At 44.9% G+C, this 18,916-nt stretch carries 16 protein-coding genes; 7 read left to right on the forward strand and 9 right to left on the reverse strand.

The features are described from left to right. Position 1 precedes the first annotated feature (1 nt). From ACRRSY_RS17450 to ACRRSY_RS17465, 4 genes are all read right to left on the reverse strand, one after another. Complete coding sequence (locus ACRRSY_RS17450) at positions 2-1,534, reverse strand: methyl-accepting chemotaxis protein (protein ID WP_432459983.1); 1,533 nt, start codon at positions 1,532-1,534, stop codon at positions 2-4. 256 nt (positions 1,535-1,790) lie between these two features. Beyond that, on the reverse strand, positions 1,791-3,359 hold the full coding sequence (locus tag ACRRSY_RS17455) for a methyl-accepting chemotaxis protein (RefSeq protein WP_432463715.1): 1,569 nt from the start codon (positions 3,357-3,359) through the stop codon (positions 1,791-1,793). A gap of 24 nt (positions 3,360-3,383) precedes the next feature. Next, entirely contained in the window at positions 3,384-3,944 is a 561-nt protein-coding gene (locus tag ACRRSY_RS17460; protein ID WP_432463716.1) for a PDC sensor domain-containing protein, read from the reverse strand. Between the two features lie 488 nt (positions 3,945-4,432). Further along, entirely contained in the window at positions 4,433-5,359 is a 927-nt protein-coding gene (locus ACRRSY_RS17465) for a LysR family transcriptional regulator (RefSeq protein WP_432451981.1), read from the reverse strand. Positions 5,360-5,466: 107 nt separating this feature from the next. Between ACRRSY_RS17465 and ACRRSY_RS17470 the strand changes: the two genes are divergently transcribed. The 3 genes from ACRRSY_RS17470 (at position 5,467) to ACRRSY_RS17480 (ending at position 8,338) form a co-directional block, all read left to right on the forward strand. Next, positions 5,467-5,700 carry a hypothetical protein gene (locus tag ACRRSY_RS17470; RefSeq protein ID WP_432459984.1) on the forward strand — a complete coding sequence of 78 codons (234 nt, stop codon included), beginning with the start codon at positions 5,467-5,469 and terminating at the stop codon, positions 5,698-5,700. A 2-nt stretch (positions 5,701-5,702) separates the two neighbouring features. Then, positions 5,703-6,632 carry a sodium-dependent bicarbonate transport family permease gene (locus tag ACRRSY_RS17475; protein ID WP_432451979.1) on the forward strand — a complete coding sequence of 310 codons (930 nt, stop codon included), beginning with the start codon at positions 5,703-5,705 and terminating at the stop codon, positions 6,630-6,632. A 350-nt stretch (positions 6,633-6,982) separates the two neighbouring features. Next, positions 6,983-8,338 carry a hypothetical protein gene (locus tag ACRRSY_RS17480; protein ID WP_432459987.1) on the forward strand — a complete coding sequence of 452 codons (1,356 nt, stop codon included), beginning with the start codon at positions 6,983-6,985 and terminating at the stop codon, positions 8,336-8,338. Between the two features lie 340 nt (positions 8,339-8,678). Here ACRRSY_RS17480 and ACRRSY_RS17485 read toward each other — a convergent pair whose 3' ends face one another. Next, on the reverse strand, positions 8,679-9,863 hold the full coding sequence (locus ACRRSY_RS17485; RefSeq protein WP_432451977.1) for an aromatic amino acid transaminase: 1,185 nt from the start codon (positions 9,861-9,863) through the stop codon (positions 8,679-8,681). Positions 9,864-10,302: 439 nt separating this feature from the next. Between ACRRSY_RS17485 and ACRRSY_RS17490 the strand changes: the two genes are divergently transcribed. Further along, on the forward strand, positions 10,303-10,581 hold the full coding sequence (locus tag ACRRSY_RS17490; RefSeq protein ID WP_432451976.1) for a peptidylprolyl isomerase: 279 nt from the start codon (positions 10,303-10,305) through the stop codon (positions 10,579-10,581). A gap of 120 nt (positions 10,582-10,701) precedes the next feature. Here the strand turns inward: ACRRSY_RS17490 and ACRRSY_RS17495 are convergent, their stop codons facing one another. After that, the gene (locus ACRRSY_RS17495) at positions 10,702-12,462 is read right to left on the reverse strand and encodes an alkaline phosphatase D family protein (RefSeq protein ID WP_432451975.1); all 1,761 of its coding nucleotides are present in this window, start codon (positions 12,460-12,462) and stop codon (positions 10,702-10,704) included. A 616-nt stretch (positions 12,463-13,078) separates the two neighbouring features. Between ACRRSY_RS17495 and ACRRSY_RS17500 the strand changes: the two genes are divergently transcribed. Together ACRRSY_RS17500 and ACRRSY_RS17505 are read left to right on the forward strand one after the other, a co-directional pair. Further along, positions 13,079-13,252 (forward strand): ATPase, encoded by a 174-nt coding sequence (locus ACRRSY_RS17500; protein WP_432451974.1) that lies wholly within the window; start codon positions 13,079-13,081, stop codon positions 13,250-13,252. Between the two features lie 352 nt (positions 13,253-13,604). Continuing rightward, positions 13,605-14,939 (forward strand): ferredoxin reductase family protein, encoded by a 1,335-nt coding sequence (locus tag ACRRSY_RS17505; protein WP_432463717.1) that lies wholly within the window; start codon positions 13,605-13,607, stop codon positions 14,937-14,939. A 192-nt stretch (positions 14,940-15,131) separates the two neighbouring features. Here ACRRSY_RS17505 and ACRRSY_RS17510 read toward each other — a convergent pair whose 3' ends face one another. From ACRRSY_RS17510 to ACRRSY_RS17520, 3 genes are all read right to left on the reverse strand, one after another. Continuing rightward, positions 15,132-15,809 carry an autotransporter-associated beta strand repeat-containing protein gene (locus ACRRSY_RS17510; RefSeq protein ID WP_432463718.1) on the reverse strand — a complete coding sequence of 226 codons (678 nt, stop codon included), beginning with the start codon at positions 15,807-15,809 and terminating at the stop codon, positions 15,132-15,134. Positions 15,810-15,877: 68 nt separating this feature from the next. Further along, positions 15,878-17,215 (reverse strand): phosphatase PAP2 family protein, encoded by a 1,338-nt coding sequence (locus ACRRSY_RS17515; RefSeq protein WP_432463719.1) that lies wholly within the window; start codon positions 17,213-17,215, stop codon positions 15,878-15,880. Continuing rightward, positions 17,193-17,531, reverse strand: coding sequence for a hypothetical protein (locus ACRRSY_RS17520; RefSeq protein ID WP_432463720.1), 339 nt, complete (start codon positions 17,529-17,531; stop codon positions 17,193-17,195). Before ACRRSY_RS17520 ends, ACRRSY_RS17515 begins: the two co-directional genes overlap by 23 nt. Before the next feature lie 139 nt (positions 17,532-17,670). On the opposite strand from ACRRSY_RS17520, the gene ACRRSY_RS17525 reads away from it, so the two are divergent. Beyond that, the gene (locus tag ACRRSY_RS17525) at positions 17,671-18,900 is read left to right on the forward strand and encodes an aldose 1-epimerase family protein (protein WP_432451971.1); all 1,230 of its coding nucleotides are present in this window, start codon (positions 17,671-17,673) and stop codon (positions 18,898-18,900) included. The last annotated feature ends 16 nt before the right edge of the window (positions 18,901-18,916 follow it).

An 18,916-nucleotide genomic window follows, 5' to 3' on the forward strand; every position in this document is an offset into this window, starting at 1 on the left:
TTTAAGCAAACATATCCGATAGAGATGCAATATCGTCTGACTTTTTCGCTAGATCATTGCTACTCGCCTTTAGCTCTTTTGCATGCTGTTTGGTTTCTTGGCTTAATTGGCTGATTTTTGAAACATTTTCAGAAATATTAGCGCTAACAACAGACTGCTGTTCAGCGGCCACCGAAATTGATGTAGAAATATCACACACTTCGTTCATCATGTTTGAGATATCAGCGACTAACTGTGAGCTTAAGTTAGCCGTATTTAAACACTGCTCCGCTTGCTCTCGGCTCGACTTCATTCGAGCCCCCCAACTTGCCAAACTCAGCTGCATTTTTTCCACCGATGTTTCGATTAACCCCGTCGCTTCGTGAGTTCGCGTTGACAACGCTCTAACCTCATCGGCCACCACCGAAAATCCTCGCCCCATCTCACCCGCCCTTGCCGCTTCAATCGCTGCATTTAAGGCGAGTAGATTCGTTTGATCCGCAATACCTTGAATTTCGCCCATCACCCGAGCAATCTCCTCAGCATCATGTGTAAGCTCATTGGCTAAGTTTTCCGCCTGAGTGACATCCTGTGAAAGAGCTTGTACTTGTTCAGTGGTTTGACTCATATTGGATTGCGTTTGCAGACAATGATTCTGTGTTTCAGCGATTTTATCATTGGCGGTCACAGTAGAATGACTAATCTCAGCGGCGGTCATCGACATTTGATGAATGGCTGCTGATAACTGTTCCAACTCCTGTGTTTCAACATCCACACTATGACTGGTCGTTAAAGAGATAGAAGCTAACTCTTTAGATAATAACTGCAAACGTTTGGTCGAATCAGCGGTTCTACCCAAAATCGTTTTAATTCTCGCTTCCAATAACCCGATATGAAAACGAGCGATATCGAAGGGTTTCGCGCCTTCATAAATGTAACGGCTAGGACTGTCAAAAGATGCTTTAAGCTCGTTTATCTGATTCGGGAGCTTCACCAAAACATCAAAGTTAATGGCAACTAACAATATCAATAGTAATGCTAAAAAACCAGCGGCAGCCATTCCCCGTTCACTTACCACACCGATGAAAGCAAGCAGTAATACCAGCATTGTGGCTCCAAGACGCATATTGGAACCACGCCATACAGACTCAATGGCTTTCCCCTGATTTAACTTGTTATAGATCAGCTGGGCACGCTGTTTCAACTCTGGTTTAGCCGAAACCCGAACGGATTGGTAGCCAACATGACGCCCCCCTTCATAAAGTGGAGTCACATAAGCATCGACCCAATAATAACGACCATCCTTACAACGATTTTTCACCATTCCGCGCCACGCCTGACCTGCCTTCAGCTTAAGCCACAAATCAGCAAAAGCGGCTTTAGGCATATCGGGATGGCGTACAATATTATGATGTTGTCCCATCAGCTCATCTAAGGAATAACCTGCCACTTCACAAAAATCATCATTAGCGTAAGTAATATCCCCTTGTAAATCAGTCGTTGAAACGAGCTGCTGGCTGGTACTAAACAAGACTTCTTCATCAGTAATTTTCATTATTGAATTGCCAATAATCTTCATGGATGATTTAAATATAAGTCAACTATCGATTATGTTAGGGAATTAAGAGTATATTTGTCATTAATTAGCGACTCCCAACACAGTTTTCTAAATCAGCATCGATCTTTAACATATGAAGGCCTATGAAATAATCCACGTTTACCACAGCCAGTCACGCAACCCCCTCAGCATGCCTCGCGCCTATTCATTTTTCATAGTCCATGTTTATTCAGATCGACAGGGCTTAATAAACTCACTTCGAAATACAAAAATCTCGCAAAGAATTTGACGTGGCTTCGGTGCGTTGAAATAACTCGTTGCTGCACTGACTCATCTCACGACTATCGGCCAGTAACTCAGAGGCTTGCTCATCGATACGGGCCAATTGCGATAATAAATGATCCACATTTTCTAGTTGTTGATTTGCCGAGCTCACCGCTAAATCATTGGCTTGCCCCGCTTGTATAACATCGTTAATCGAACCACTCACAAACTGTGCACTACTATCAATCGCTTCCACACAGACCCTAGATGCCTGTAGGCTCTCGTTCATATAAGTGATTAAATTGGAAGAATGATGACTCAATTCAGTCAAAATATCTTCAACTTGATTGGTCGAAGTTGCCGTTTTTTCAGCTAAATGCCTCACTTCATCCGCCACCACCGCAAAACCTCGACCTTGCTCGCCAGCTCGCGCCGCTTCTATCGCCGCGTTCAGTGCCAACAGATTGGTTTGCTCTGCGATATTACGAATAATCTGCAGAATATCGGTCACCCGCTCAACTTGTTGGTTAAGGCTTTCTGCAGTGGCTGCGGTCACCTCCGATTTTTCTGCTAGGTTTTTATTTTCACCCAAGGCCTGTCTGAGTTGTTTTTGACTTTGTTCACCAGACGATACTGATTGCTGGAGGGAGCTAGATGCGTCACCAATATGCTGAGTGACCGAAGCAATACTGGTTTTAGTATCTTCACCAATCGACACTGAATGAGAAATTTTAAGCTTTTGTTCTTGAATATTTTTCTCTAACAATTCAATCTGTTGCTCTACACGCATTGACACCGCCGCAACCGACTCAACATTTTTCTCTATCGGGAGAAATGTTTGCTCAACTTTTTGAATAAAACGATTAATTGCCTTCGCTAAATCTCCCAACTCATTGTCATTATCAAAACTGATCCGCTGAGTGAGATCGCATTGGCCCGCAGCAAGAGTTTCACAGAGTGACTTTAACTGTTGCAACGGTTTAAATAGAATGCTTCGCAAAATTAACAGTAAACCGATGCAAGTGAGTGCCACAAACACCCCACCAATCATTAAGGCAGTTTGTCCTAACTGGTTTTTCACTTGATGAATTTTAGCAAACTGCCATTGGCTAACCAGATAGCCGACTAAGGTTTGTTTTTTTCCCGATTTAAGTGAACTGATCATGGTCACAAAGTCAGCGTTACTTTCTACAATATATAATTGGTCATTAGCGGAGCTAAAATATTGAGTCACATCACTAGAGCGCAAGGGAGAATTTTCCAAACCATAAAAGTGTGAACCGTCAGATAAAAATACCTCTACATGCTTCAGCTCCCCCTCACTGCTATCCAAAGCAACCTGTACTCGCTCTTGTAGGCTACTTTTCTTGTTAAAACGCACCGAAGTTGCAATATTCTCAGCTAACGACGAAGCCATTTGCTGGTAATTACTGGTACTCATCGAGTACATCACGGTGGTGCTTTGGAGCCAAGAAACATAAGAAATAGCAATCAGCGAAACCACGCTTAACAAGGAAGCACTCACAACCACTAGTTTACTAATATTAAGCCTCATCATGACCCCCCTCTGTACCCAATTACATTAAATCGCTTCGACATTTACACCGATGGTAATCGCCCCAATGACCTCTCCATTTGCAGGGTCAATAATGCTGTGACTGATTTGTGACTGAAACATTTGAGTTGATTCATCTTCTTCAATGTCTCCTATCACAAAGGCCCCTGGCCCTTGCTGATAAGTAGCCAGCCATTTTTCCTCATCGCCCTGCCAGTAATCTGAAGTAATTGCACTTTGAGCGACATTGAGCCCTTTGTTATCCATAATAAAAATTTCTGTAATTACACCTTCACTGTTTTCTTGAGTGGCCTTCAATTTAGCCGATGTTGCCGAATTAAGGACCCGATCGATCAATGGCGAGTTAGCTTGGCCAACCTGGCTACGCCAATCTTTATCCAATTGCTCTATCTGCGCTTGACTTAAATCCATATTTTTTTGATTTTGTTGCTTAATTGCGTCAATGATCTCCGGATCTTTAATCATCATTTTTACTTCACTATCGATAAAATTTTTCAGGGGTATCTCAAATTCATTGGCATAAGCAAACCAAGCAAGGCAGGCTAATAAACTGACGATAATTTTCATATTTCACTCCCATAAGGCTTTATAATCAACTCAATACTGACTAAATAAACAATATGAGTTTATTCATTATTTAGGCTAGTTTATGAACAGCGTTCTGTAAAAAAGTAAAAATGAAAAACGCTGCCGCTCTTAACAAATACGGCAACCAGAGTGGCAAACAATCGATTTAAGGTCTAAGAAGTAATCACAATCAATGGATTTCTCTCAAGGGTTTTTCAAGTCGCACACAAAGCAGTGTGTACCTAAAGTCCATTGATCTATTTAGATAATTCTTATTGATTTTGGTGATTCTAAAGACAAGGCAAATTCTATCACTGACTTCACTCAATTGAAGCAAACCATAAATCCATACCAAATGATGGCAAGCAACAGTCCGAAGGGTTTGGCTAAATCACAATAGAATCGATAACAACAAAACCAACAAAGTAAACAGCTTAGTTTGTATCGGGATATATAAAACCTGTGTCAGATAAGCCGGTGCTCGAGACTCACTTATCGAGTAATAATGAACCATGCTGTTTCACATATTGCAGAAACGTTTCTGCAATAGGCGACATCGGACGAGAGCGTCGTCGAACTAGATACCATTGAGTGACTATTGGTAAATTTTCAACATTGACAATACTCAAGCCTTCTAAGCCGCCATAACTCAAGGTGTGTTCCGATAATATGGACACCCCAAGTTCCGACATCACCGCATATTTTATAGCTTCATTACTCTCAATCGTCATTCGTACATTCAATTGGCAGTTCTGCTGCCTTAAAAAACCATGAATCGCATGGGCGGTGCCAGAACCGGGTTCGCGCATTAAAAAAGGGTAGCTGACAAATTGCTCCAGAGAGACTTGTGCTTGTTCTGTTAAAGGGTGATGTTCTGGGGCAATCGCCAATAAGCGATTCGGTAGAAAATCGATCAACTCTAAATCGGGATCTTCAGGAGGGTGACTAAATACATAAAAGTCATCTTCGTCAGCAAAACTTCGCGTGATAGTTTCAGCGCGATTTCCCACCTTAAATTTGATGTTGATATTGGGGTATTGCTCTGAAAAATCGCCGACTAAACGGGGGATAAAGTATTGTGCAGTGGTCACCACCGACAACGAAAGCACCCCACTATCTAAGCCTTTAAACTTATCGAGTTTAATCTCAAGATACTTAAACTGTTTAAGGATCTCGCGCGCAGATTCTACAAGCATATTGCCTACTTCAGTAAAATGTAGCCTTTTCCCCGAAGTGTAATAAAGCGACATGCCGATAGTCGTTGCTAATTTATTCAGCTGCATCGACACCGTCGGTTGAGTGAGATGTAAAATTTCCGCAGCACGAGTGATACTGCCTTGCTCATGCACCACAACCAACAACTCTAGTTGGCGTACAGTTCCCACTTGAGAATGCGAACGATAAGGATTGTTCATATAACAACTCATAGACTTTTATCTATGTATATTATAGTTAATATCTAATTTTATCTATTATGATTGAAGTAGATAATCCTTGTTCCTATATCAACAGGGCTTATTCAATGACTAAAACTCAACTCTTGTTTGGCTTAAGTATCGGCTTAATATTAAGCGCCATTGGGATCACAACTTGGCAACAACAACTCACCAGTGCCGCATTACTCATGGTGGGACTAGGCCTTTGTGCCCTCAACTTAATATCTTGGTCAATTGAGCTGATCAAACAAACCAAGCAAAATATTCACCGACAAGCGCCACATGCCCTGACTAGCTCAAACTACAACGGGAATCCCTAAGCATGCAAATCGATGTTGTTGTCGGCTTCTTCGTTTTAGGGGCATTCGCCAAACTGATAAAAAGCGATTTAAAATTACCCTCGGGCTTGTATCAAAGCTGCTTGATTTTTTTACTACTTGCCATTGGCCTTAAAGGCGGGATGGCATTACATTCCAACAGTAGTTTAGAGATCCTGCCACAATCACTCGCGGTGATGATCTTTGGTGCGCTATTACCCTTACTCGCTTTTCCAATATTGTATTTTATTGCAGGTTGGTCACGCTTAGATGCTGCCGCCACAGCGGCTCATTATGGCTCAATTAGTGTTGGCACCTATGCCGTCGCAGTTGCCTATGCTCAATCATTGGGGCTCGCTTATGAAGCCTATTTACCCCTATTTGTGGCGCTACTCGAAGTGCCAGCGATTGTAGTTGGAATTTTACTCGCGCAAAACCAATTCAAGTGGAAAGAAATGCTGCCAGTGCTACGTGAAGCACTATTGAATAAGGGGGTCATACTGCTGTTAGGTGGGCTTGCAATCGGCGCTTGGGCGGGGCCTAGAACGGCATCTATCATGCCATTTTTTGGCGAACTGTTTCATGGGATGCTGGCCTTGTTCCTTCTGGAAATGGGTCGTGTGGCAGCCGAACGGATCCGTGATATTCGTAAACAAAGTGCCTTTCTAATTAGTTTTGGTATCGCGATGCCGGTGATCGGTGGCTTTTTAGGCGCCATGCTTGGTGCTGCGATAGGCCTTTCGGTAGGCGGTACATGTTTGCTAGCGGTGTTAGGTAGCAGTGCCTCTTATATCGCAGTGCCAGCAGCCCTCGCAGTGGCGCTACCCAAAGCGAAGGTGAGTGTCGCCCTTACTGCCTCACTGGCGATTACTTTTCCCTTCAATGTATTGGTAGGGATCCCTGTTTACTTCGCATTAATTCAGCATTGGTTTTAACTGAAGAATAAAAAGAGATAACCACAACAGAGTCATTTGAAGCGAAAAGTTTTAATCGGCGCAGCGCCTTACAGAGCCTGCGCCTGACTCCGCACCGCGTGATTTATCCCTATCCACATAAACCAAATGGTTCCGCGTCCGATAGCCGGCACCTCTTCCTAAAATGACGACAAGCAACAAACTCTTTAACTCACCACGTATCGGCTCAGTTACGCCAAGCGGTAACAAAAATAAACCCAGCGCTTAGCCAAGCCAACTAGTTGTATTATAATCAATATTACTAAGCCGCTTCATTTTCTCATTAAAAATGAAGCGGTTCCCTCTACTCGTATTTCTCTAAGGTTAGCTTATTGCCAAATATTCAGTTAAAACAAGAAGACAAGATGGTGGTGAAAATTAACCACCAAATGGAAATGCACACCCATCGACGGGTTGATGTGTACCTGTCCCTTCCCAAAGAAATGGGGATTAGTGCCAAAACATTAAAAGAAAGCAATTATTTTACCAGCAACGTCATCAGCAAACACAGTTATTACAGCCCTGGCTTACATTTGCCTTTATTGCAAAGCCGTTTTGCCAGCATGAATAATTTGGCCATCGAAGAGTACCGCGTCAACTTAAATCTGTTTGCTTATCAATATGCAGTTGCACTCGACGTCGATTTAAAGCTGTTGTTAAAAGAGCAAGACATCGAAAATTTCTACAATCTTGCGAATAGTCTGATGGAGCAGAGTAGTTCTCTGCTGAAAAAGTTTCGCCGTAGCACCCCCACCGGAGCAGCCCAACTGGCTCACTTCGAAAATGCCGACAATTACTTATCTTGGCATACCGAACAAGTATTTATGAAACTCATCGCAACTCGCCCTCGCAATGGTGAATTCTCAGAGCAACTGAAGCTTATCTTAGATTATACGCGAAGCGAGAAAAACTATCGTACCGAGCGAGCCTATAACTCGACAGCAACGATTAAAGACCCCAACCGAATTGCCAATAAGATGCGTTTAATTCGCCGCCTAATTGAGTACGGCGTTGTGTTTAAAGAAAAGACCTATGCCCTTGGCAATACCAGCCGAAAATTTGTCACTGGATTGGCAACAGCCTTAATCATGGTGGTGGTATTAAGTTTAATCATCAAGACTCAGGGAGCCTTAAGTGGTTTAACGGCTTTAATGGTAGTTGTACTTGCCACCATTTATGGGGTGAGGGAGGTCTTTAAAGAAGACTTAAAAAATGCCCTGTGGCGATGGATTAGCAAAGGACGAGCAAAATGGTCTAGAGAACTACACGATAGCGCAAACAATACCTTGATTGCCAAGCAAAAAATTTGGCTCGATTATATTAGAACCAAACATTTACCAGTGCCAGTGGCCGATATACTCGCCCACCGCCATCGCCGTAATCGCCAAGCTGAAGAATTACTCCACTACCGGATAGAAAGCCGGGTGTTTGGCCGTAACTTTAGGGCTGGTTATAGCGCGATTAACGAATCCTTGTACTTCAATTTAAGACCCTTCGCTCGTTATTTGGAAGGAGGGCGAGGCGTCGTTTATCAAGAAGACAAGGGGAAAATATCCAAAGAATCCATCGAACGTCGTTATCAAATTAATCTGATATTGGCCATCGCCGATGGTGATCAAGAACCAATTTACCAACGCTATAAAATCACCTTAAATCGTAGCAAAATCGCTGATATTGAAGCGGCATGAAGGCTTTTCTTGCTCAGCCCGGTCGCGAACTAAATCAAATACCAATCTGACGAATGATATAATCGGCTTATTGCACAGAATAAATCTGCCGATAACGAGGAGTGAAGCGCAATAATTCATGGTTCTACTCCCACGATTCAGAATGCAACTAGCGGTGATATTTAGGCCAGCAAGAGTAAACAGATAATTAGTGGGATTGATATAAGCCCAGATAGATCGACATTGATCGCAAACAATATCCAAGAGCAACGCTGCGGCTATCCATTCGAGGAAAGCCGCTCAAAATGTTCACAATAGGGCCTGCAAAGCTTACAGTTACCAGCTTAGCCCGCGGTAGTCGCTAAGCACCAACCGCCAAACAAGCACTCACTAATTGCGGAATCGACTGCTGCGCTAGCCCTGCAATATTGATCCGGCCACCACCCACAATGTAAATGCCATACTGTTCACGCAACTGTTCGGTTTGCTCAAAACTAAAACCAGTGAGCGAAAACATTCCTTGATGAGCACTTAAATAATCAAAGCGCTCACTGTTAGATTGTGTTCTAAACTCTTCGGCTAAGGCTTGGCGAAGGCCGCGCATTCGAACACTCATAACATTCAGTTCTTGTTGCCACAAATCTCGCAATTGCTCATCCCCTAAAATTTCGCTCACAATTGCAGCCCCCCAATTTGGTGGCATAGTGTAACTACGTCGAGCCAATTCAAATAATTTACCTCGCGCATTCATCGCTTGCTGTAAACTTTTCCCAACCACAATGGCTGCGCCAGTCCGCTCACGGTAAAGGCCAAAGTTTTTTGAATTAGAACAAGTCATGACTAATTCAGGTAAACTGTCAGCTAACAGTCGAAGCCCTGCGATATCTTCGTCGACCCCTTGACCAAAGCCCTGATAAGCCAAATCGATAAAAGGCAAAAATCCATGATTTAACGCCAACTGATTAATCTGCTGCCAAGCCGCATAAGAAATATCAGCACCAGTAGGATTATGACAGCACCCGTGGAGCAACAATACATCCTTAGGGCCTAGCTTCGCCACCTGTTCTAACATTGCGGCTTCATCAACCTGCTTAGTCTGCGGGTTAAAGTAAGGATAATAGGCGACCTTCAAACCTGCCGCTTCCATGATCGGTTGGTGATTCACATAACTAGGCGTTGATACCCACACCGTCGCATCAGGGCGAATACTGGCGATTAAATCGGCTAACAAACGCAAGCCACCACTGGCGCCCGGCGTTTGCATAGCAATAGAGCGAGCATGCGCAGCCGTATCGCCTAACAAGAGATCTAATATGGCTTGGTTATAACTTTGGTTTCCAGCTAAGCCCAGATAGGCTTGAGTGGTTTGCGCCGCTAACAAACGCTCCGAAGCCAAAGTGACCGCCTGCATCACAGGAGTAATGCCCTGCTCGTTACGGTAAACGCCAATACCTAAGTCGAGTTTATTAGGACGAGGATCCTGCTGGTAGGCAACGCCTAAAGATAAAATAGGATCGTCTTTGGCTTGGTCGATGGCTTCAAACATGGGGCTTCCTTTTAGTAAATGCCTTGAATAACAGCAAAAATGCTTCATCTATATATCAGACATCTGCACAACTGGCTAGAACGAATATACACCTTAGCTAAACTCACCTCATGATATGCTCAAAATAGCCCTTGATAAGACCAGCATCGAAGCCAAAACAAGCTTGGCCTATGCACTAAATCTGCATTCAATTGGTGATTCATATAGACCTGCTAGTTAAAATCATTTTCCTAGTACCGATATGGCTCCTCTGTAACCAGTCAATCATCCAGAGATAGCCATCAAACTCAATCGCCGAAAGTCAGACCGATAATGGTAAAAGCCTCCGCGAATTTGACAGCTCAGTAAGTTTGCAACTAAAGTTGCACACTCTCACTGCAGATCATCGTACTCGCTTGGTGTGTAGTGCTCATCATTTCAATAGATTTAAGGAACGTTCATGGCTAGAGCAAGTGCTCGTCACATTTTGGTTGATAGCGAACAACAGTGTTTAGAACTGAAACAGCAAATCGAGAATGGCGCAGCCTTCACCGAAATTGCAAAGCAACATTCGAGTTGCCCATCAGGCGCCAATGGCGGTGAACTCGGCGAGTTTGGCCAAGGCGACATGGTGCCAGAATTTGATCAGGTGGTATTTAACGAAGCGCTCAACACCGTTCATGGCCCAATCAAAACCCAATTTGGTTATCATTTGCTAGAAATAACCAGCCGCAGTTAAGTTCAAACGGTTCCATAAAGCCTTGGTGATTGCCAAGGCTTTTTTTAACCGCCGGAGTTGGTGCAGATTTACAGTGTTTAATGCTGTCTATACCACTCAACCATATATCACAGCTTATATTTAAGACATCGTGAGGCCAGCTTGACCCGCTGTCGTTGTTGCTCTCATTTGGCGTGCAGTTAATGGCTGATAATGAGTGGATAAAATCGTATCCACAAAATACCAATCTGCACTGGCGCTGGTTTGACTAAAAGTCACCGTTAAGAAACCACGATTATTAACATTCATATATTTTAAACCGTCAATTAAAGAAACCAGGCCCGCCTCAACATTCGGCACCGCAGCTTCATCAATGGCTAAATACTCTTCTAAGCCGGGAGAGCTCACCGATGAAGTGGCAAACTCGACTCCAACAACCGCTGAACTTGCGTCACTTAAATCGTTAGCCCAAGCATTATGTGTATCCCCGGCTAACACCACTAAATTTTTTGATTGCTGCTTAAAGAGTTGTAATATTGCTTCACGCTCATCAGCGTAGCCATCCCAAGCATCCAAGTTATAGGGAATATTCGGCAACTGTAACTGAGCGAGCACTTCAGTGGTCAATTTGTCAGCGTTAGCGGCTAAGTAAGACAATTCGTCGGCAGTTAAACTAGGATCGCCAGCGTTTGCACGTGCGGCCAGCTGAGCCAAAGCGCCCAATGAGGCATAGCTTTCAACCGACATTAAACCCAGTACGATCGCTGCCGGTAGGTGCATTTTCCCCATTAAGACTTGCTGACCTAATACCTGCCAGCGGGCACCACTAGCCGAGACGTTATCTTGCAACCATTGAAGCTGTTCACTACCAATCATGGTACGTGTTGGATCACTCAGGTCACTGGTCAGCGTGGTTTGATCCAAACTCCCGGTCGCAGCATCGAAGTAATCCGCGTAATCGAGTTGCTTGTCTCTTGCTAAGACCCGGGTATCTAACATATGTAAATCGACTAAATCACCAAAGCTAAAGCTTCGGTATATTTCCTGATAATTCCCTTCAGTCCACGGCCGGATCGGAAGCCATTCGAAATACGCTTGTAAGGCCCCCAGTTTACGCTCTTCAAAATCACCTTCGCCATCATTGTGATTTTCGGCCCCCTCACGCCAGGTATCATTCGCGACCTCATGATCATCCCAAACGCATATAAAAGGCACTTGTGCATGTAGTTTTTGTAGGCTTAAATCCGTGTGATATTGAGCATAGCGAGTACGGTAATCACTCAGTGTAAATAACTCTCCAACCGGCAATACTTGGCGATCGATTTGCTCTGCATTAGCACTGGCATAGCCGCCTCTCGGATATTCATAAATATAGTCCCCAAGGTGCAATACGGCATCTAAGTCTTGATGCTGCGCGGCCAAATCATAAACATTAAAATACCCCGCAGGATAGTTAGAGCAAGACATTACCGCCAGTTTAACCGAGCTTGGAGAACCTTGTACTAAGGTGCGGGTTTTCCCCACCGGCGATTGACGCCCTGCGCTAATAAAACGATAAAAATAGCGACTCCCAGCTTCTAAACCAATCACATCCACCTTGACCGTATAATCGCGAGATGCATTGGTTACCATTTGCCCATTGCTCACCAATTGAGTAAACGCCTCATCGCTGGCCACTTCCCAGGAAACGGTAATATCTCCCGCATACGCGGGCGTAACTCGAGTCCATAGGATCACCGCATCGGCCAGTGGATCACCACTTGCCACACCATGGGTAAACTCAACCGGTATTGCCGACTCTTGACTGCTACCACAGCCCATTAAACCATAAGAAATTACTGCTGCGCCTGCGCCTTTGGCAGACATGATTAAAAAATCACGACGAGAAAGTGAAGCTGTCATTACTACTCCATTAGCATTAAATAAATAGTGGTCAGATGACTAACAGCGCTTAGTGTGGGAGGTGAATATGACAACTTAATTAAGTACTATAAATAAATCTAAGTAATTATTTTTATCATTTAGAGTCCATGAATGAGCGATAATGGCCTATCGGTGCATGTTGCTTCGAAACCAAATCTGTAATCGCAGCGAAAACTCTAAAATAGAGCTTTCTAAGCAACGACTTTGCAACTTTCCCATCCAACATAAAGAGAATAAATTCAGCCGCAGCTTTCTTACTAGAGCGATCCTTGATGGATTTGGCACTGATCCCGCTGCACAACTGAATGCTGCTCAAGCAAGCGCCGAAATCATCATTAAGGGTCAAATGCACTTCGATAACAAGCGGCTCGAAGTTCGATGTCGCGCCTCCAATATTTGCTTTTTCAAAACCACAAAACGGTCTGCTTACCTTGCCAGGGATCGTGTTTTCTAATCAATTTAAGATCGATCAAGGACTTATTCGATAACGCTAATACAGCTAAGCCTGCCCTGAGGGTTTGGAATAAAAGCAGTGCAATGATCAAACAAATTACTGGTATACTTATGCGATTAGTTTTAGCAACGAGACCAGTACATGTTAGACAATCTTAAAATCCCCGAAAACATAGAGCAGGAACCTGAACTCCCCATTCCTAGTATCGAAGAGCAGAAAAAAATTGTCGCAGAGTTAAAACGCTTAGAAGAAGCTGGTGAACTCACGCCGGAAATTCTCGAGGCCTACATGACCGGCAAACGTAAGCCTGAGTAATCTTCTTCGCTTCATAGGGATAAACAAATGCCATCCAATCGTTTATCCCTAAGCGTCAATCATTAAACAATGTACTCAGCCTGAATATATATCTTCCACATCCCCCCTTCATTGATTCTCTGTATCGATAATTGCACCAAGTAAACTCAGGCTAAAATCAACATTCAGTTCATATCATTCAACATGTCGCGACTCATGATTGCCGTTGAGCATTACCAAACAACTATTCCCTGTGAACATCAATCTATCCGCCGCAAAAATAGCTGACGTTTTACATTTCTTTACATAGCTTGACGTTTTACAAGATTGTATTCAGTAAACTTAAAGTGACGATATGTATTTGGGAACCACCATGAAAAAGCTTTATTATGCTGTAGCGCTATTGTTAATCGTTTTGTCAGCATTTTGGTTACAAGCCGAGCCTCAGCTCTGGTCCTATGACAACTTCTTTCAATATCGCTCGGCGCTGGTGCAATATAGTGGCATGCTCGCATTGGCGTTAATGACTCTAACGATGATCCTGGCTTTAAGGTTAGCCTTTGTAGAAAGGCTCACTCAGGGTTTAGATAAATCGTATCGCCTGCATAAATGGTTGGGCATAGCGGCCTTGGTGACCGGGATCTGCCACTGGTTATTGTCGATTATTCCACGATACCTAGTGAGCTGGGAAATTCTCAGTCGGCCAAGTCGCTCACATGGTCCACGCAACCCCGATTCCTTCTATGCCGTCATTCAACCGCTACGCCATACCGCCGAAGATATTGGTGAATGGGCTTTCTATGCCTTCGTTATTCTGGCGGCGATTGCCTTAATTAGCGCGATCCGTTACAACAAATTTAAACTATCCCACCGTTTGATGTCGCTCTGTTATTTGGCGATTGCGATGCATTCGCTCATATTAATTAAACACAGTTATTGGCCTTACCCAATCACCTATATTTGTATCGGTCTTGCTGTCTTAGGCTCTTTGGCCGCACTTTGGAGTTTATTGGGCTTGATCGGTAAGTCCCGTCAACATCAGGCGCGTATTACCAAACTTGATTTTGCTCCCGATAATCGAGTACTGGCGCTGCAACTTGCAGTCCCGTCCTGGCAAGGCCATCAGAGCGGACAGTTTGCCTTTTTACGTTTTGCCGGTGAGCCACCTCACCCCTTTACCATTGCATCCACCAGTAATAACAGTGGGCAACTGCGGTTCTTAATCAAAGAACTCGGCGATTTTACCTGCCGCCTGAAAGAGCGCTTAACAGTGGGCGATGAGCTTCGAGTCGAGGGTCCCTATGGCTATTTGGCATTTAAAGATCCGGCGCCTCAGCTTTGGATCGCCGGCGGCATTGGCATTGCCGCATTTGAAGCCATCTTGGAGGAACGTCAGTCCTGTAAAGATAGTCCAGATGCGATCCTTTATTATTGTACCAGCGCCCCCAATCAGGCCTTGATTGAGAACTTAATTGAACAAGCGCAACGCGCTCGGGTCGACCTGCGGATCATCAACCGCTGTAAACAGCAAGCAATATTGCCTGCGCGGCTCAGTGTCGCCCAACTTCAGGCAGAGGTGGGGGATCTATTCGCTCGTAAAACCTGGTTCTGCGGCCCCAGTGCTTTTTCCGGCGATCTGCGACGTGACTTCGCCGCCATCCACTATCCACTCAAACACTTCCACGAAGAACTTTTTGAAATGCGCTAAACCACGTCGCTCCCCACGTCGATGCCAAAGGGACCCGCCAGGGTCCCTTATGTCAACGCGCCAGATCTCTGGTCTGCAACGGCTTTATCCAAGTACCGAGGGCCAACGCTTCGAGCCAACCCTCACATCGTGAGCCCAGCCTGCCACAACATTCCAGCCTCTGGCGAGCCAGCTGACGGCTGCTCAAGCGACTTAGAGAATATGAGCGATCACCGCCTGATTACGGTACTCAAGCAGCAGCTCAATGTCTCCGGCATCCACTCGAGTAAACTCACCATAGCGCTGACCGGCCTCAATGAGAGGAATTGCATCACCGGCGTTTAAGTCCAGCGCGCTTAAATCCAAGTGGAGTTCTCCCCCCTCAATAAACAACTGCTTCACAACATTGACCGGCGTAAAATCAGCCCCTGGCACCAGCTTTAAAATCCCGCCTTCCTGAGTAAAGTGACCAGCAATATTTAAAGGCTCGCTCAGAGCCACGCTTAGACCGCCATCTAACAGATAAACATCACCTGAACCTAGCGCATGAGCACTCTCGGCAACAATCCTGCCCTGCTCAATTAAGCTGCCGCCGCGGTAAGAATTATTACCGGCAAGATGCAAGCTGCCCGAGCCCTGCTTGGTGAGTTTGCCGGCCCCGCTGATATCGTTATACCACCAATCCCGAGCATGAAAACCGCCCTTACGTGCATCCATATTAACCGTTACATCGCCGATAAATGCCCCATAACCATCGGCAGCGCTCACTAAATCAAGTCGGCCCCAACCTTTGCTGTCATCTAAAATAGGGTAACCGGAATCAAGCGCCGTGGTATATAACACCGCACGACGTTGCATATCACTCAGATAGGGCTGGCGAGTCTCTAACAAACGTTCCGCACCTTCCGGGATCTCTGGCGCTTGACCCGCAAGTTGAGGGTTTTGGCTAAACCCGTAGGTTAAACGTTCACGATAAACCCGTCTATTCGCCTGACGATCTGCATAGCGATTATTATTCCCAACCTCGACAATAATGTTATCGCCATCAATAAACCTAACTCATGTTCGGCCCAGCGATGTGCGTAATCATACAGCTCTAATCCTTCAGCTTGCGCTTGCCCAGCAAAATACGCTTGCGCTTGCTGATAGGCAGCTTGTGCATTCTGATAGATGTGGTCCTGACCTAAGGCATAGGCCGCAATCGTTTGAAAATGTATCCGCGCGCCCATAACATCTAAGGGAGAATGCATTCCGGTAATGATTCGGTTCTCACCCAATTGTGAGCCACGAGTCAACAGCTCTGCATAACGCTGCGGGAAGGCGTAGGCGTAGGCCATGGCTGCCAAATAACCCGCATTGGTATGGCCACTGGGGTAACCACCGTCCTTGCGACGATTTTCCCCTTCATCAGTTAAGGGATCATTTCCATGATGCCGAGCGGCGCAGCGCAGACCCGGCAATACCTTCACCGGACTCTGATACCGGTCGTAAATTCTTTGCTCGGTGCTGCCATCCTGTTGTTCACAGTGATGAAGATAGGTCCCCAGATAGTCAACTTCTCCAGATGCCGTCATCCGCCAGGGCCGAGGACTAGAGAAAATATATTTAGAACCATTCGCCGAAGCTGGCGAATTTTGGCGAAAATCGTTCACCAACTGCACCACTGCGCCTAGGTCGGAGTGAATATCACCAGAATAATCGCCACCATCATTATGAACCGCAAAGAAGTTCTCATTTTCAAGCACATCGCTCACCCGTGGAACATCCAGATCGACATAGGCACCACTCCCCGCAAGGTAGGCATGAGTCAGGGGACCAAAGCCATCGATGACGCTGTAGTTTTTACTACGCCGATCATCGGAATAACTCTCGATGGCTTGTTCCGGGGTTCGCTGCTCGGTCACTTGCAACACGTAGTTCATATTATGTCGCCAGGCATCGGCATCGATGATCTTTTGCTCCTTGAAGCTTTCCGGCCCATCACCATTTGCATCGTTTTGCCAGCCTGCTAAGCCCAGGTGCCAGATACGATTAAATCCATTTAAGATGGTGGCTACAGGGTTGTGCTCAATCATAAACCGTTCGGGATCTTGAGCATTATGCTCGGCATGCTCGACGACTGGCAAAGGATAAACGCGAGACGGAATCGCCACATCGAGTTCATGGCCCACTCCGTCAGGCTTATTTGGCTTCGTCGGCGAAGGGGATGAAGAGCTAGAAAAATTACAGCCCAGCAGACTAAGCATCAGCAGTGAAGCCAGGCTCAATTGTATTTTATGGTTTGCAAATGTTGTCATATTTTTTGTCAGCAATAAGTAAGTGATAAATTTGAAGAGCCAAAACCTTATATGCCGAATATGACTCGACCATTGCAAAAAAGTAAAAACCAATCCAGCAAAAGTAAAATCCAGAAAAAATAATATAAACAATTGATATAAATAGGAATATTTTATTTTTTGGTGGCTTATTAATGCCTAAAAAGCAACGAAAGCTGAATAACCAGGCCCGACCAAGCGGTGCCTTTACAACACCCGGATAAATAACTGAGCCAAGCGCTCTGTCGCCCTTTCGACCAGCCAAGTGAAATGCTGCTGAAAGTGATTCAGCAATCAATTATCACACTGTGTTGCTTGCTGAACCTTGCTGAAATCACGTTCACTCATTCTCTTATTGAATAAATCATCGGTAAGCGTATGGTCTTGCTGAATCGATTCAGTTATGTGTACTTAGATAATTAATGAAGGAATATTCAATGAACATTAAATACTCGTTAGCTGCTGTTGCTCTAGGTTTATGCTCTGCAAATGCTTACTCAGCCGAATTCCTACTCACCGACTCCAGCTCATCTTTAGATGTAGGGGACTGGAAAGTAAGCAGTGCCTCTCTTGGCTATCAAAGTGATACCCCATTCTCGATTGAAAAACGCAGCCTAAAGGGTGGCAAACAAACCGGTGTCGATGTATTGGTCATCAATAATGGGGAAATGTCGATTACCCTTGTGCCGACTCGCGGCATGGGGATCTACAATGTACAAATGGATGGTAAACGCATTCTAGGTTGGACTTCACCAGTCAAAGAAATTGTAAACCCCGCCTTCATTGACTTAGAGAGTCGCGGCGGTTTGGGTTGGTTAGATGGTTTTAATGAAATGTTAGTCCGCTGCGGCTATGAATGGACCGGCCACCCGGGCGTTGACGATAATGGTCAATTGCTCAGCCTGCATGGCCGCTTACAGAACACCCCAGCTTCCACAGTAAAAGTGATTATTGACGATACCCCCCCTCACAAAATTACCATTCAGGGTGAAGTGAGCGAACGGACCTTTAAAAAAGCAGAGCTGGTCACCATGACTGAGTTTCAGGTGACGCCAGGTGCAAACAGCTTCTCCTTGCACGACAGTCTCACCAATAAAGCCGATTATGATGATGAATACCAAATCATTTATCACTCCAACTTTGGTCGTCCTATTTTGGAAAAAGGCGCCAAAGTCACTGCTGCCGCCAAGGAAATATCGCCATTTAATAGTTATGCCAAAGCTGGACTCAAAGATTGGCAAACTTATTTAGGCCCCACCAAAGACTATGACGAAATGGTCTTCAATTTGAAACCCATCGGCGATAAACAAGGCAACAGCTTAGTGGTGCTGCACAATAAACAGGGTAATCAGGGAGTTGCGGTTGGCTATAACGTAAAACAATTGCCCGTATTAACACTGTGGAAAAATACCGATACCGACCAACAGGGTTACGTCACTGGTATTGAGCCCGGCACTAGTTATGCCTATAACACCAAATTTCAACGTCCGCTTGGTTTAGTTCCCACCATCAAAGCAGGAGAAACTAAACACTTTGATGTGAGCTATACGGTTTTACGGAATAAACAAGAAGTGAAGTCTTCTTTAGCTCAAATTAAAAATATTCAAAAAGGCACAGAGCTGAAGCAAAGCATGGACTTAATCGTCGACTTGGATAAAGTTCAATAAGCGACGCTTATCATTC

The organism is Agarivorans sp. QJM3NY_33 (genome assembly GCF_050870865.2).
Lineage (GTDB): Bacteria > Pseudomonadota > Gammaproteobacteria > Enterobacterales > Celerinatantimonadaceae > Agarivorans.